Below are 15,245 nucleotides of genomic sequence, written 5' to 3'. Positions count from 1 at the left end.
TAAAATAATAAGGGCTAACAATGAAAGAGTTTACTAAATTAGCGGCCTAAACGTACTTCAATGGCGTCCATTAACATGCCGGTTATAGACACATCAAAGGTGCTTTCAATTTCTTGAATACAGGTTGGGCTGGTTACATTTATTTCGGTCAGTTTATCACCGATAACATCTAAGCCAACGAATATTAAGCCTTTTTCTTTTAGTTTTGGACCAATGGTACGAGCTATTGCCCAGTCACTCTCGGTGAGAGGACGCGCTTCACCGCGACCGCCTGCTGCTAAATTACCACGTGTTTCGCCTTTCGCTGGGATGCGCGCAAGGCAATAAGGCACGGGTTCGCCATCAACCACTAATATACGTTTGTCACCGTCGCTAATTTGCGAGATAAACCCTTGAGCCATACAATAGTTTTGACCGTGATTAGTTAAGGTTTCAATGATCACGGCTAGGTTAGGATCATTCGGTTTAACTCGGAATATGGAAGCGCCGCCCATGCCATCAAGGGGCTTTAAAATGATGTCTTGATGTTTGGCGTAGAATGCTCGGATTTTAGCAGCATCACTACTGACTAAGGTTTCTGGCGTAAATTCACTAAACCATGAGGTAAATAACTTTTCGTTAGCATCTCGAAGGCTTTGTGGTTTATTAACGATAAGACAGCCTTCGTCCTCAGCGCGTTCTAAAATGTAAGTGGCGTAGATATATTCGGTATCAAAGGGTGGATCTTTGCGCATTAAAATGACATCAAGATCGGATAAGGCGATGGTTTCTTGCTCGGCGAGTTCAAACCAGTTTTTCGGATCTCGTTGAACTTTAAGTTGTTTCGTTGTGGCAAAGGCGCGGCCATTGTCTAAATATAAATCAGACATTTCTAGATAATAAAGTTCATAGCCTCGTTGCTGCGCTTCGAGTAGCATCGCAAAGCTAGAGTCTTTATGAATTTTTATGTCGGTGATGGGATCCATCACGATGCCGAGTTTTATGGTCATAACTTATCCTAAATCGCCAAAGCGACATTGTAATGCAGTAATTGCCGTCAGAGCGGCGGTTTCAGTGCGTAAAATTCTTGGCCCGAGCAAGGTTTCGATAAATCCGGCTCGCTCGCTTAAATTCACTTCATCGTCGGTGAATCCCCCTTCAGGACCGATTAATAAACGAATTTGTCTCACCTTGGGCTCTGGCAAGGTATTAATGCGATAGCTAGCTCTTGGGTGTAGAGTTAATTTAACGGCTTCGTCTTGTTGGTTGATCCAATCATTAAAGGCGATAGGTTGATGGATTGCCGGAACGCGATTTCGGCCTGATTGTTCACAGGCAGCAATGGCTATTTTTTGCCATTGCTGACGTTTTTTTTCTAACCTCTCACCACTCAGCTTGACGCCACAACGTTCGCTGAAAATAGGGGTGATGGCTGCCACGCCGAGTTCAACCGACTTTTGAATCACAAAATCCATGCGATCGCCGCGTGAGATAGCTTGGCCAAGGTGAATGTTAAGTGGGCTTTCGTTGGTCGTTGTTTGACATTCAATAATTTCAACTTGTACGTGCTTTTTGCTGCTCTGCACGATATTGGCTAAATATTGATTTTCATCCTCACCATTAAATAGCCAAATTTGATCGCCCACATTTAAACGTAATACCCGGCCGACATGATTGGCGGCGTCATCGTTCAAGTCTAACTGTGCGTTTAGGCTCAGCGCTTGCGGCTCATATATTCTAGGTACACGCATTTATTTATTCTCAATCTGTTGTTGCTAAAAGCCATGCCGACTATTGCGTAAAAGTGGCATTTGCACATGCATTGGTTACGTAAGGGTTATTATTCCCTTGCTGTTTGGCAATCAGTCTATCACGTTGGCACTCCCAAGCTGTAACGGGATATCGTTTGTCCCATGCTTGGTAAAGCTGCTTTTGTTGACGTGAAATTCGCACGCCATATTGATCTTGCATATAAAAGTAGATGCGGGCGATAGCACCTTTTTGCAAGTCTGGAGGGGTCGCTTTTTTGTTTTTAAAATCGATAACCATCTGGCATTGGCCGTATTGAAACGGTTGTTGCCGTGATTCTGCAAATTGATAGTTGGAGCGATCACCGTTTACCTCGCCAATCGCAGGCACTAAATTATGCATGTCACCTTCCATTAACTTAAAGGTGTTGTCATTTTTGGTGCAGTTTTTACGACCGCCATTTTGCCAGCATTGGCGTTGATGGCCCATTTCCCATGCTGGCATTACGTGCTCCCACTCAATGCGAGCGGCACGTGTTTTTTGTTTACGTACTTGGTAGCCGCAAGAATGGTGATCCGGTATGAGCTTTTTACCTTGTTGGTTAATGTCACAGCCGCAGTAAAAGCTAATGGGATGCTGTTGGTAGATAATGCTGATGGCTTTTTTGGCTTGGCGAAAGGATTTTATTTCTGCTGAGCTAGGTAAGCTGATGAATAAAAGTAATAAAGTAATACAAAGGCGCATGGTCGAACATCGTTGGTTAAAATTGCGCTAAGAGTATCATGCTTGAAAAATAACAAAACACAGGCCTTTCTAATAATAAAAAGCATTATTACAGATTAATATTTAACCTTGGTTTGTTAGGGTTAAGGGGCTGTAATGGCTTTTTACATGCGGTGCATAGATAAATCGTGCCCTTACTGGCTTTGTTATGACGACGAATACTGAGTTGATGTTGTTGACACTGGCATTGATAGGCGAAAGTTTTGCCTTGCACTGAACTGATATCAAACTGGTGAGTTCGTTCTGGTGAGCGCTGCATTACCTTGTTCATCATCATTTGCCATTCCAGTCCGTGCGGTGCAGTGCGACCATGAATTTGATAAACCAGTAAGTGGGCCACTTCGTGTGGTACTACATCGGTAAGAAAAGCCTGTTGGTTTTCTTGATACAGGATGGGGTGAAACTTTAATAAGTTCTTTTGTAGGTGTGCAGTACCTGCAATTTTGCCGCGCTGGGTAAACAGTACGCTGGGACGAGGAAAGGCGCGATCAAAAAAGCACTCGGCTTGTTGATAACAGGCTTCCACCTGCAGCTCGAGTGCTTTTTTTTGGCTAGTGGTTAACACTTTAAAAGATGGAAGTGTTTACTTTAGGCCTGCTGCATCGCGTAATTGCTCTGCTTTATCGGTTTTTTCCCATGGAAATTCATCACGACCAAAGTGACCGTAAGCCGCTGTCGCTTGGTAAATTGGGCGCTCTAAATCTAGCATTTTTAAAATGCCATATGGGCGTAAATCGAAGTTATCACGCACTAGCTGTGTCAGTTTGTCTTCATCAATTTTAGCGGTGCCAAAGGTTTCAACGCTGATAGATGTTGGCTCTGCCACACCGATAGCGTAAGACACTTGAATTTCACAACGATCGGCTAAGCCTGCTGCCACGATATTTTTTGCCACGTAACGACCAGCGTAGGCTGCGCTGCGGTCAACTTTAGATGGATCTTTACCTGAGAATGCACCGCCACCGTGACGTGCCATGCCACCGTAGGTATCTACGATGATTTTACGACCAGTTAAACCACAATCACCTACTGGGCCTCCGATAACAAAACGGCCCGTAGGGTTAATGTGAAATTGCGTGTCTTTATTTAACCACTGAGCGGGTAATACCGGCTTGATGATTTCTTCCATTACTGCTTCACGTAAATCTGCGGTAGTCACACAGTCTTTATGTTGCGTTGAAAGTACCACTGCGTCGATACCGGTAATAATGCCGTTATCGTATTGAAAAGTGACTTGTGATTTTGCATCGGGACGTAGCCAATCTAGCTTGCCGCTTTTACGTACCTCGGCTTGTTTTTTCACAAGGCGGTGCGCATAAGTAATCGCTGCAGGCATTAACACGTCGGTTTCGTTTGACGCGTAACCAAACATTAGGCCTTGGTCACCCGCGCCTTGATCTTCTGGGCGGCTGCGGTCAACACCTTGATTAATGTCAGGCGATTGCTTACCAATTGTGTTCAATACCGCACAAGAGTCAGCATCAAAGCCCATGTCTGAGCTGGTATAACCAATTTCACGTACTGTTTTACGCGTAATTTCTTCAATATCAACCCACGCAGAGGTGGTGACTTCGCCACCAACCATCACCATACCGGTTTTAACATAAGTTTCACATGCTACACGTGCTTTTGGGTCTTGCTCTAGGATCGCATCTAGCACAGCATCGGAAATTTGGTCTGCAATTTTGTCTGGATGACCTTCAGATACGGATTCAGAAGTAAATAAATGTCTGGCCATGATACGGTGGCTCCTTTAAATAAATGAAAACTTTTGGATGTATTACCATCTGGACGTCTATTCTATTCATAGTTGAGAATAATTCCAGATTTTTTTCAAGTTCTGATACGTAATTATGAGTCAACAGGATGAAAGTGTCGGTAATCTCTTTGAAAAATGGTGTTATCTAGCGGTTTAATATTAAAAGTTAGCCTAATTAACTATTTTGTAATGTTCTCATTGCCAATTATGGGGGATTTTTGTTTTTAGCTAAAAGACTAGGGCTATTCTTTAAAAGGATATTTTGCCTAGCCAGTAGTAGCTCTATCAGGTTCGTTTGCTTGAGGAGGCGAGTTTGCACTAAATGCGCGGTCACTGAGCCTACTAAACAGGGTAAGGCGAGGTTGAAGTTAGTCGTAGTTTCTACTACCAATAAAGTAGCTGAAATGGGGCTTTTTAGCACCGCACCAAAAAAAGCGGCCATGCCGACCAAAACAAACACTTGCGGAGTCTCATTAGGCAGTAGGTAGGCGAGCCAGTGCCCCGTTAGTGCGCCAAGTAATAAACTTGGACCTAGGGCTCCCCCTGGAATGGCGGCACCGATAGCGATAGTGCTAATTAAAAAACGCACGATTAGCCAAGTTAATACCAGCTGTGAGCCGATATCGGCATAAAGCAATACTTCCAGCAATTGATTCCCGAGACCAAGGACTTCCGTACCAAACAAACTGGCTAGGGAGGTAACTGATGCAGCTAATAAGAATTTGCCCCAATAAGATAACATCACATTATCTGCTGTTAAGCGGATTAATTTAAGCATTAAGGTGGCAAGCGTACCGCAGACAGCACCCACTACGATGAGTTCAGGGATCAGTGTTAATTGATAGCTAAAGCTTTGGGTGTCGATATGAAACTCAAATGCCCCCAGCTGTCGAGCAATCCAAGCCGAAAAGAACGCGCAAATAGTGACTAAGAAGCAAGTTTGCCAATTAAAACGGCGCACGATGGTTTCTTGCACAAAAAAGATGGCGGTAATAGGTGTGTGAAACAACGCAGCCATGGCACTGGCTGCGCCACAAGCCGTTAATTGTCTTAATCGTGTTTCGTTAAGATGAAAATATTGCCCCAACAAGTTCATACTTGCCGCGCCAACGTGAAGGGCAGGGCCGACTGCACCAACCGCAAAGCCTGAGACCAAGGCTATTATCGCTGCGACATATTGAAACACCGCATTGCCCAACTGAAACTTACCATCGCCAAAATGATACCCCATCACGACTACCGGTAAGCCTGATTTGGCGTAGCGGTTGAAATAACGGAAAAGTAAGGCTAGGAATATGGCGCCAATAAAAGGGATGGCGAGATACAGCCAAGAGTATTGCAAGATAAAACTAATCAGTTCAATTTTTGACAGGTGGCTAAAGATGAGGATTAAACCGACACAGAGCATGCTACCTATGATGGTAATTAATAATGTGCGTTTTATCCCGATGCTAGCATTCTGCATTATTACTCTTATTTAACAATCTGATAGGTTCTTTAAAGCGGGTATATTTTAGGCTAAATGATAGTTGATTAATAGGCTTCGCTGACAACAGCATAGGTTAAGAATGTTTGACAGTTTCGTTATTTTGCTAAATTGCTTATTTTTTTTACAAAAGAAGATTGCACTAGCTCAGGCATCTTGGGAGAATACGACCCCTCTATATTGGTTCGAAAATACAGGTCTTACTTTTTCAATCTAAGTAAAGCTTGTTTATCAACCAGAAACCCCAAATCCAAGCAACACTTAGATTAATGCAGGAGATCTCATGCCTTCTCGTAATGAACTAGCAAATGCCATTCGTGCTCTTAGTATGGATGCAGTTCAAAAGGCCAATTCTGGTCACCCTGGCGCCCCTATGGGGATGGCCGACATAGCAGAAGTGCTATGGCGTGACTTTTTAAAGCACAACCCAACTAACCCTAACTGGGCGGATCGTGACCGTTTCGTGTTATCAAATGGCCATGGCTCTATGCTGCTTTATTCTCTATTGCATCTATCAGGTTATGACCTATCTATTGATGATCTGAAGAATTTCCGTCAGCTACACTCAAAAACACCGGGGCACCCAGAATACGGCTATGCACCAGGCGTTGAAACCACTACTGGTCCACTCGGCCAAGGTATCACTAATGCTGTTGGTATGGCTTTAGCGGAAAAAGCACTGGCTGCTCAGTTTAACCGTGATAATTTCGATGTGGTTGACCATTACACTTACGCTTTCATGGGCGACGGTTGTTTAATGGAAGGTATCTCTCATGAAGCTTGTTCACTAGCCGGTACATTAGGTCTAGGCAAGTTGATTGGTTTTTGGGATGACAACGGTATTTCAATCGACGGTGACGTAGAAGGCTGGTTTACTGACGATACGCCGAAGCGTTTCGAAGCTTACGGCTGGCATGTTATTGCAGGTGTTGATGGCCATGATGCAACGGCGATTAAAGCGGCGATCGAAGCGGCTCAAGCTGAAACTAAGCGTCCTACATTAATCTGTTGTAAAACGATTATTGGTTATGGTTCACCAAACAAACAAGGTGGTCACGATTGTCACGGCGCTCCATTAGGCGCAGATGAAATTAAAGCAGCGCGTGAATTCCTAGGTTGGAAGCACGAAGCATTTGATATTCCAGCTGATGTTTATGGTGAATGGGATAACAAAGATTCAGGCACGGCTGCAGAAGCAGCTTGGAATGAAAAATTTGCAGCTTACAAAGCGGCCTACCCTGAGCTAGCTGTTGAATTTGAACGTCGTGTTAACAATCAACTACCTAGTGACTGGGAAGAGAAGTCAACAGCTTACATCGCTGCACTACAGGCTGACCAGCCAAACGTAGCAACACGTAAAGCATCGCAAAACTGTTTAGAAGCATTTGGTGCATTGTTGCCTGAAATCATGGGTGGCTCTGCTGACCTTGCACCTTCTAATCTAACTATGTGGTCGGGTTCAAAAGCGTTAGAAGCAACAGATGCTAGTGGTAACTACATTCATTATGGCGTACGTGAATTTGGTATGTCTGCCATTATGAACGGTATTGCTCTGCACGGTGGTTTTGTGACTTACGGTGCAACATTCCTGATGTTTATGGAATATGCGCGTAACGCGCTGCGTATGGCAGCATTAATGAAGCAACGCGCTATCCACGTTTACACTCATGACTCTATTGGTCTTGGCGAAGATGGCCCTACCCACCAACCGGTTGAGCAAATTGCTAGCTTACGTTTAACTCCTAATATGAGCACTTGGCGCCCATGTGATTCGGTTGAATCTGCTATTGCTTGGAAATACGCGATTGAGCGTGTTGATGGCCCAACTGCATTGATCTTCAGTCGTCAAAACCTTGCGCCACAAGCGCGTGATGCACAGCAACTTGCTGATGCAGCAAAAGGTGGCTACGTATTAGTTGATTGTGATGGCCAAGCGGACATTATCCTGATTGCAACGGGCTCAGAGGTTGAGCTAGCGGTCGCTGCTGCGAAAGAGTTAACGGCTCAAGGTAAAGCGGTTCGCGTGGTATCTATGCCTTGTACTGACGTTTTTGATGCGCAAAGCGCAGCATACAAAGAGTCTGTATTACCATCAGCAGTAACACAACGTGTGGCTGTGGAAGCTGGTATTGCAGATTACTGGTACAAGTACGTTGGTCTGAACGGCAAGATTGTCGGTATGACTACCTTTGGTGAATCAGCTCCTGCTGGCGAACTATTTAAGATGTTTGGCTTCACCGTTGAAAATGTAGTGGAGCAGGCGTTAAGCCTTTAAGCTGCTATTACCTGTCTAATAAAAGGCCGCTTATAATAAGCGGCCTTTTTTATTGTGCTTTCCCTCTCGTTGATGTTTTCTTGCCCTGTAGCGGTAATCATAGCCACTTCATTTTTTGTGCTAGCTAGTGTGATTTCAAAATAATGTGGTAGTATTACTACAGATTTTGCCAATGCTAATTCGTTTATTTTGTCAAAAAATAACGCCAATTAGTGGAATGGTGATATTTAATTCTGCCTATTCAGGTTTTATTAAGCTATAAGTGGTGGATATGTTGTTTTATTGCGTGTGATATGTTGCTTTCTTCGTGTGTACTAGAGGTCGACAAAATCAGAATAAATGGCATTTAAACGACAAAAAAGAAAAAAAGTTACAGTTACTGATGTAAATCAAGCTAAATGTAACCAAATTGGTGCCTAATAAAAGGCATTAGTTAGATACAGCTTTTAGAGTTTATAAAGGAAAACAGGCGTTTTCCTGTGTTGATTTTAATTTTCATAACTTACAGTTAGAGGACAGAACATGTCAGTAAAAAAAATGGTTGAACAGGATTTAGCCGGCAAACGTGTTTTTATTCGTCAAGATCTTAATGTGCCAATTAAAGACGGCAAAGTATCATCTGACGCACGTATTCTAGCGTCAATTCCAACCATCAAATTAGCCCTAGAAAAAGGCGCTAAAGTTATGATCACTTCTCACCTAGGCCGTCCTGTTGAAGGTGGTACCGCTGAAGAGAATGCTCCTTTTACCCTACAACCTGTTGTTGATTACCTAAACGAAGCATTAGATGTGCCTGTGCGTTTAGCAACAGATTACCTAAACGGCCTTGAAGTAAATGAAGGCGAAGTGGTTGTTCTTGAAAACGTTCGCTTTAACAAAGGTGAGAAAAAAGATGACGAAGCATTAAGCAAGCAACTTGCTGCGCTATGTGACGTTTACGTAATGGATGCATTTGGTACGGCTCACCGTGCACAAGCGTCGACTCACGGTATTGCAAAATTTGCTGAAGTAGCATGTGCCGGTCCTCTTCTTGCTGCTGAGCTTGAAGCATTAGGCAAGGCAATGGATAAGCCCGCACGTCCAATGATTGCGATTGTGGGTGGCTCTAAAGTGTCAACTAAACTAACAGTGCTTGAATCCCTTTCTAAAATTGCTGACCAACTAGTTGTTGGTGGCGGTATTGCAAACACTTTCATTGCTGCTGAAGGCAAAAATGTTGGCAAGTCTCTATGTGAAGAAGACTTGATCCCTACAGCACAAAAACTAATGAAAGAGTGTGCTATTCCTGTGGCGACAGATGTTGTTGTGGGTACTGAGTTCTCAGAAACAGCAGTAGGCACTATTAAGGCTGCTAGTGATGTTGCTGACGAAGATATGATCTTCGATTTAGGTCCTGACTCAGCAGAAGCACTTGCTAAGGTCATTCGTGAAGCTAAAACAATTCTTTGGAATGGCCCTGTTGGCGTATTTGAATTTGAAAACTTTGCTAACGGTACTAAAGTGATTGCTCAAGCAATTGCTGAGAGCGAAGGTTTTTCTATCGCGGGCGGTGGTGACACACTAGCGGCTATCGATAAGTTTGGTATTAAAGACCAAGTGTCTTACATTTCAACTGGTGGCGGTGCTTTCCTTGAGTTTGTTGAAGGTAAAGTACTTCCAGCTGTCGCGATGCTTGAGTCGCGTGCGTAATTAAATAGAACGGGGGCTCATGCCCCCGTTTTTTATGGCGTGCTTTTGTGTATAATGTGCGCCGAAAATCTTTTATTCAGTGTGACAGATAAATAGGATTATATTCATGTCTAAGATCTTTGATTTTGTAAAACCAGGTGTTATCTCTGGCGACGACGTACAAAAAGTATTCGAAATCGCTAAAGCAAACAAATTCGCTCTTCCTGCGGTTAACGTAGTTAACACTGACTCAATCAACGGTGTATTAGAAGCCGCTGCTAAGGTTAAAGCGCCAGTTGTAGTTCAGTTTTCTAATGGCGGTGCTGGTTTCTTCGCTGGTAAAGGCGTGAAACTTGAAGGTCAAGGCGCACAGATTCTTGGTGCAGTAGCGGGTGCTAAATACGTTCACGCAGTTGCTGCCTCTTACGGCGTACCTGTTATTCTTCATACTGACCACGCTGCTAAAAAACTACTACCATGGATCGACGGTCTATTAGATGCGGGTGAAGAGTTCTTCGCACAAACTGGTAAGCCACTTTTCTCTTCACACATGATCGACCTATCTGAAGAATCACTAGAAGAAAACATCGAAATCTGTGCTAAATACCTAGCGCGTATGGCTAAGATGAACATGACACTAGAAATCGAACTAGGCTGTACTGGTGGTGAAGAAGACGGCGTAGACAACTCTGATATGGATGAGTCTGAGCTATACACTAAACCAGAAGATGTTGCATATGCATACGAGAAACTAAGCGCAGTTAGCCCACGTTTCACTATCGCTGCTTCTTTCGGTAACGTACACGGTGTATACAAGCCAGGTAACGTTAAACTAACGCCGACTATCCTACGTGACTCTCAAGCTTACTGTGCTGAGAAATTCGGTATTGCGCCAAATGCACTTAACTTTGTATTCCACGGTGGTTCTGGTTCAACTGAAGCAGAAATCCAAGAGTCAATCGGCTACGGTGTTATCAAAATGAACATCGATACTGATACGCAATGGGCAACTTGGGATGGCATTCGTCAATACGAAGCGGCTAACCGTGAATACCTACAAGGTCAAATCGGTAACCCAACGGGTCCTGACGCACCTAACAAGAAATACTACGATCCTCGCGTTTGGTTACGTGCTGGTCAATCTTCTATGGTTACTCGTCTTGAGAAAGCATTCTCTGACCTAAACGCAATCGACGTTTTATAATTTAAACTGTCATTAAATTGCAAAAGCCAGTCTTAATGACTGGCTTTTTTGCTTTTAAAGCTAAATTCACTCTCTTTCCTGCCTATACACCACCTGCTATTATGCCCATAATATATGTGACATGTAGCATAATTACCTTAATACTTACTCTACATAAGTGAGACTGACTCAGGTTATTGACCGTGTATGTTTTATCTGTTTTGGATATGTTATAGACTCCTGAGTATTAGTGTTATTCATACTATAGTACGTAAAAATATTGATACCTACAAAGGAATAGTAAGGCGGCCATGGATTGGGTCCAAAGCGTTGGATAGCCTGAATGGAATACCGAGGGAAAACTATGGTTTCGTTATCTGTTAAGTCAGTTTCTGTTGTTAGTGCTGTAAATGGAAAGGTTTTTTTAGTTAATAGTGATGGCTCTAAAACCTTATTGAAGCTTGGTGATAAAGTCCAACCCGGTCAGGTAATAGAAGCAACGAATTTTGATGCTTTTGACTTAGAGCCAGTTGACGACCCTGAGGTGTTCCAAGCCGCAACAGTGAGTGATGGCGATAGCAATATACCGAGCGCTGTTGAAAGCGAAATTGCCGCGCTTCAGCAAGCCCTATTGGCTGGTGCAGATCCAACACAGCTCGATGATTTTGAAGCGCCAGCTGCAGGTGAAGAGGCCGCTACAGGCTCTAGTATCAGCGGTGGCTCAGGTATTTCTAGAACAGGTGAGCAATTACTATCTGGCGCAGGCTATGATACAGATGGCATTGATTTTCCCGTTCCAGAAAGCGCTGATTCAGTTGATCCCATCCCAGCTGCAGACATTGTGCCTAGTGTTCCGACTATTCCATCGGTTATCTTAACCTCAGCCGACGCCAGTATCAACTCGCAGAATGTAACTGTTTCTGAAGGAGATTTTGCCGTCTTTTCAGTGCTAGTGAGTAATGCAAAAGACTCTTTATTGTCTCTGGTTGTTAAAGATGGCTCAGCATTAAGTATTAGTGATTACAATGCAGATTTTGAAATTAGTATTGATAATGGGGTGACTTGGAATAAATATGCCGATACACCTATTGCACTAGACGGTAGTTCGGTTGTAATGGTTCGCATTGATACCACAGATGATGCGATCCGTGAAGTAGCGGAAACGTTCCAAGTTGAAGCCACATTAGTCACAGGTGATAACACCCAAGTTGCGGTAATTGATGGCACTATTTATGACGATGCTGGAGAGGACGCTATCGCACCCCCCCCAGCACCTGAGGCAGGCGATACGGTATTTGTCAGCTTAGATGGCCCAGTGTCGGTGATAGAAGGTGAAACAACATCGCCGTATAACATTACACTAAGTCAGGCGATTCCTGCAGGTAAAACAATTACGGTTGAATTTGAATATACGGGAACTGCTGAAGACGGTTCTGATTTTACAGGTGTTACATCGGTTGTATTAACAGGGCCTGCCAGCTCAGGTCAATTCACCCTCACCACTCTTGAAGATGCACTTCCTGAGTCAACAGAAACGATTACTGTTTCAATTAAATCTATTACCGATAATGACGGTGCATTCGAAGCGGTTGTAATCGAGCCAAACCAAGGCTCCGTGACCACAGATATTATTGACAATGACGAGACATCACTTGTTGTTAACGCGGGTCTCAATGCAAATAATATTGATGTATTAGAAGGTGAACAGGCGACTTTCGCGGTTAACGTTGGCAAGGCTGCGGTTGGTAGCGTGTTAACTTTATTACTTGCTGACGGCACGGCAGATGGTTCAGATTATGAAGCCATTTATGAAGTAAGTTTAGATGACGGTCAAACATGGGCTGTGTCAAACGGCCAAGTTGTGTTGACCAATGGTGGTGACCAAACCGTATTGGTGCGCACTCAGACGATTGATGATGCCATCAAAGAGTTGCCTGAAACCTACTCATTGAATGCTGAATTAGTTAGTGGCACAAATACCTTGAGCGCATCGGGTACCGCGACCATTACCGACGACAGTGTGGTGACTCCGCCCACCCTTGTAGACACAGCTACCTTAACCTTAAGTGGTGCTACTAACGTGGTTGAAGGAGAAAGTGCAACCTATACAGTGAGCGTGGATAAAGCGCCAGCCACGAACTTAACCGTACAAGTAATCACAGGGCACATTACCACCGATAACGGTGATGTTATTGCACAAACGCAGAATGTGGTGATCCAAGCCGGAACAACATCAACTAATTTCACCGTGGCCACCTCAGATGATGCCATTGCGGATAGCGGCGAGCAATTCAACGTATCATTGGGTAGCACGACTGGCGGCAGTTACGAGCACCTAGTGAAAGGTAACTCGGTAATCGAAACCACCATTAATGATCAAACGGGTAGCGATAGAGTACCCGGCACAGAAGACACCGCCAGACTAACTTTAAGCGGTGCTACCATTGTGGCTGAGGGGGCGAGTGCTAGCTACACCGTGAGTGTGGATAAAGCGCCTGCGACCGATTTAACCGTCCAAGTGATCACCGGTCACATCACCACTGATAACGGTGATGTGCTAGCACAAATCCAAAATGTGGTAATTAAAGCAGGTAGTACCTCAACGAATTTCTCGATCAATACGACAAACGATGCTATTGCTGAGGGGAGTGAGCAATATAACGTTACCTTAGGTACAACCACTGGCGGTGGCTTTGAGAATTTAGTTAAAGGCAATAGCGCTGTTACGACAGCGATTATTGATAATGATAACACTAGCCTGACAGTGAACCCTAACAATAATGCTAACAACGTTGACGTACTAGAAGGTGATCAAGCAACCTTCACTGTAAACGTGGGTAAAGCAGCGGTAGGCAGTGTGTTAACTTTGTCATTGGCTGACGGCACTGCGGATAGCTCTGACTATGAAGCCACTTTTGATGTGAGTTTAGATGGCGGCCTAACATGGTCGGCATCGAATGGACAAGTAGTGCTAACTAATGGTGGTGATCAAACCGTATTAGTTCGTACACAAACGATTGAAGATACGATCCAAGAAGCACTAGAAACCTATTTATTGAATGCTAAATTAGATAGTGCTTCTGACACATTGCAAGCTTCAGGCACGGCAACTATTACAGATGGCGTAGTAGCGACGATATTAACATTAAGTGGTGCAACGGTTGTAGAAGAAGGCACAAATGCCAGCTACACCGTGAGCGTCGATAAACCGCCATCCACAGACTTAGCCGTACAAGTAATTACTGGCCACATAACCACTGATAACGGTGACGTGACTGCACAAACGCAAGATGTAGTGATCAAAGCGGGCACAACCTCAACGGTTTTCTCTATCAATACGATTGACGACGCTATAACTGAGGGTAATGAGCAATATAGCGTGACTTTAGGTACAACCACTGGTGGTGACTTTGATAACCTCGTTAAAGGTAATAGCGTTGTCATAACAACTATTGTTGATAATGATAATAGTAATACTACCTTAAGTGTTAATCCCAACACGAATGCCAATAATGTTGACGTTATAGAAGGTGAGCAAGCGACTTTCACGGTTAACGTGGGTAAAGCGGCTGTGGGTAGCGTGTTAACCCTGTCATTGGCTGACGGCACGGCGGATAGCAGTGACTATGAAGCCGCTTTTGAAGTGAGTTTAGATGGCGGCCAAACATGGTCGGCATCAAACGGCCAAGTCGTCTTGACTAATGGCGGCGACCAAGAAGTGCTCGTGCGCACGCAAACCACTGATGACATCATCAAAGAATCGCCAGAAACCTATTCACTGAATGCTGAGTTAGCTAGCAGCACCAATATCTTAAACGCAGCGGGTACCGCGACTATTACCGACGACAGTGTGGTAACGCCGCCTACGCCGGAAGACGCCACTTTAACCTTAGGTGGTGCGACGACGGTGGTGGAAGGGGAAAGTGCAACTTATACAATAGCCGTTGATAACGCGCCCGCAACAGACTTAACGGTCCAAGTAATTACTGGCCACATAACCACCGATAACGGTGATGTGATTGCACAAACGCAAGATGTAGTGATCAAAGCAGGCTCCACCTCCACAGACTTTACTGTTGATACTAAAGATGATGAGTTGACTGAAGGTAATGAACTATTTAACGTCACGTTAGGCACCACCACTGGCGGTGGTTTTGAAAACCTCGTTAAAGGCAACAGTGTTGTTACCACCACTATTGCTGATAATGATACTACTAGCCTGATAGTGAACCCGAACACCAATGCCAACAACGTTGACGTTATAGAAGGTGAGCAAGCGACCTTCGCGGTTAATGTGGGTAAAGCGGCGGTGGGCAGTGTGTTAACTTTGTCATTGGTTGATGGCACAGCAGATGGCAGCGAC

General features: G+C 44.2%; 10 protein-coding genes. 4 read left to right on the top strand and 6 right to left on the bottom strand.

Translation table 11 applies throughout. The annotated features are described in order from the left end of the window. Positions 1–38 precede the first annotated feature (38 nt). The 6 genes from gshB to K1M91_RS12695 all read right to left on the bottom strand — a co-directional run bounded on the left by gshB (position 39) and on the right by K1M91_RS12695 (position 5,735). Positions 39–989 (bottom strand): glutathione synthase, encoded by a 951-nt coding sequence (gene gshB / locus K1M91_RS12720; protein ID WP_232802147.1) that lies wholly within the window; start codon positions 987–989, stop codon positions 39–41. Between the two features lie 3 nt (positions 990–992). Further along, on the bottom strand, positions 993–1,730 hold the full coding sequence (gene rsmE, locus K1M91_RS12715) for a 16S rRNA (uracil(1498)-N(3))-methyltransferase (RefSeq protein ID WP_232802146.1): 738 nt from the start codon (positions 1,728–1,730) through the stop codon (positions 993–995). Between the two features lie 40 nt (positions 1,731–1,770). After that, positions 1,771–2,472, bottom strand: a complete 702-nt coding sequence (locus tag K1M91_RS12710) for an endonuclease (RefSeq protein ID WP_232802145.1) — start codon at positions 2,470–2,472, stop codon at positions 1,771–1,773. 88 nt (positions 2,473–2,560) lie between these two features. Then, positions 2,561–3,076, bottom strand: a complete 516-nt coding sequence (locus tag K1M91_RS12705; protein ID WP_348983266.1) for a SprT family zinc-dependent metalloprotease — start codon at positions 3,074–3,076, stop codon at positions 2,561–2,563. 18 nt (positions 3,077–3,094) lie between these two features. Further along, a complete protein-coding gene (metK, locus tag K1M91_RS12700) occupies positions 3,095–4,249 on the bottom strand; it encodes a methionine adenosyltransferase (protein ID WP_232802143.1) in 1,155 nt (384 codons plus the stop codon). A gap of 226 nt (positions 4,250–4,475) precedes the next feature. Beyond that, positions 4,476–5,735 (bottom strand): chloride channel protein, encoded by a 1,260-nt coding sequence (locus tag K1M91_RS12695; RefSeq protein ID WP_232802142.1) that lies wholly within the window; start codon positions 5,733–5,735, stop codon positions 4,476–4,478. A gap of 304 nt (positions 5,736–6,039) precedes the next feature. Here K1M91_RS12695 and tkt point away from each other — a divergent pair, with 304 nt between their 5' ends. The 4 genes from tkt to K1M91_RS12675 all read left to right on the top strand — a co-directional run. Then, positions 6,040–8,031 carry a transketolase gene (gene tkt / locus K1M91_RS12690; protein ID WP_232802141.1) on the top strand — a complete coding sequence of 664 codons (1,992 nt, stop codon included), beginning with the start codon at positions 6,040–6,042 and terminating at the stop codon, positions 8,029–8,031. 522 nt (positions 8,032–8,553) lie between these two features. Continuing rightward, complete coding sequence (locus tag K1M91_RS12685) at positions 8,554–9,720, top strand: phosphoglycerate kinase (RefSeq protein WP_232802140.1); 1,167 nt, start codon at positions 8,554–8,556, stop codon at positions 9,718–9,720. Positions 9,721–9,826: 106 nt separating this feature from the next. Next, a complete protein-coding gene (gene fbaA, locus K1M91_RS12680; protein ID WP_232802139.1) occupies positions 9,827–10,903 on the top strand; it encodes a class II fructose-bisphosphate aldolase in 1,077 nt (358 codons plus the stop codon). Between the two features lie 343 nt (positions 10,904–11,246). Next, positions 11,247–15,245 (top strand): retention module-containing protein (locus tag K1M91_RS12675; RefSeq protein WP_232802138.1); only part of this gene is annotated, 3,999 nt, incomplete at its 3' end.

This window comes from Motilimonas sp. E26 (assembly GCF_021278025.1).
In the GTDB taxonomy this organism is placed as follows: Bacteria; Pseudomonadota; Gammaproteobacteria; order Enterobacterales; family CBDFNC01; genus Motilimonas.
Note: the sequence above shows the minus strand (reverse complement) of the source record. Positions and strands in the feature narration are given on the sequence as shown.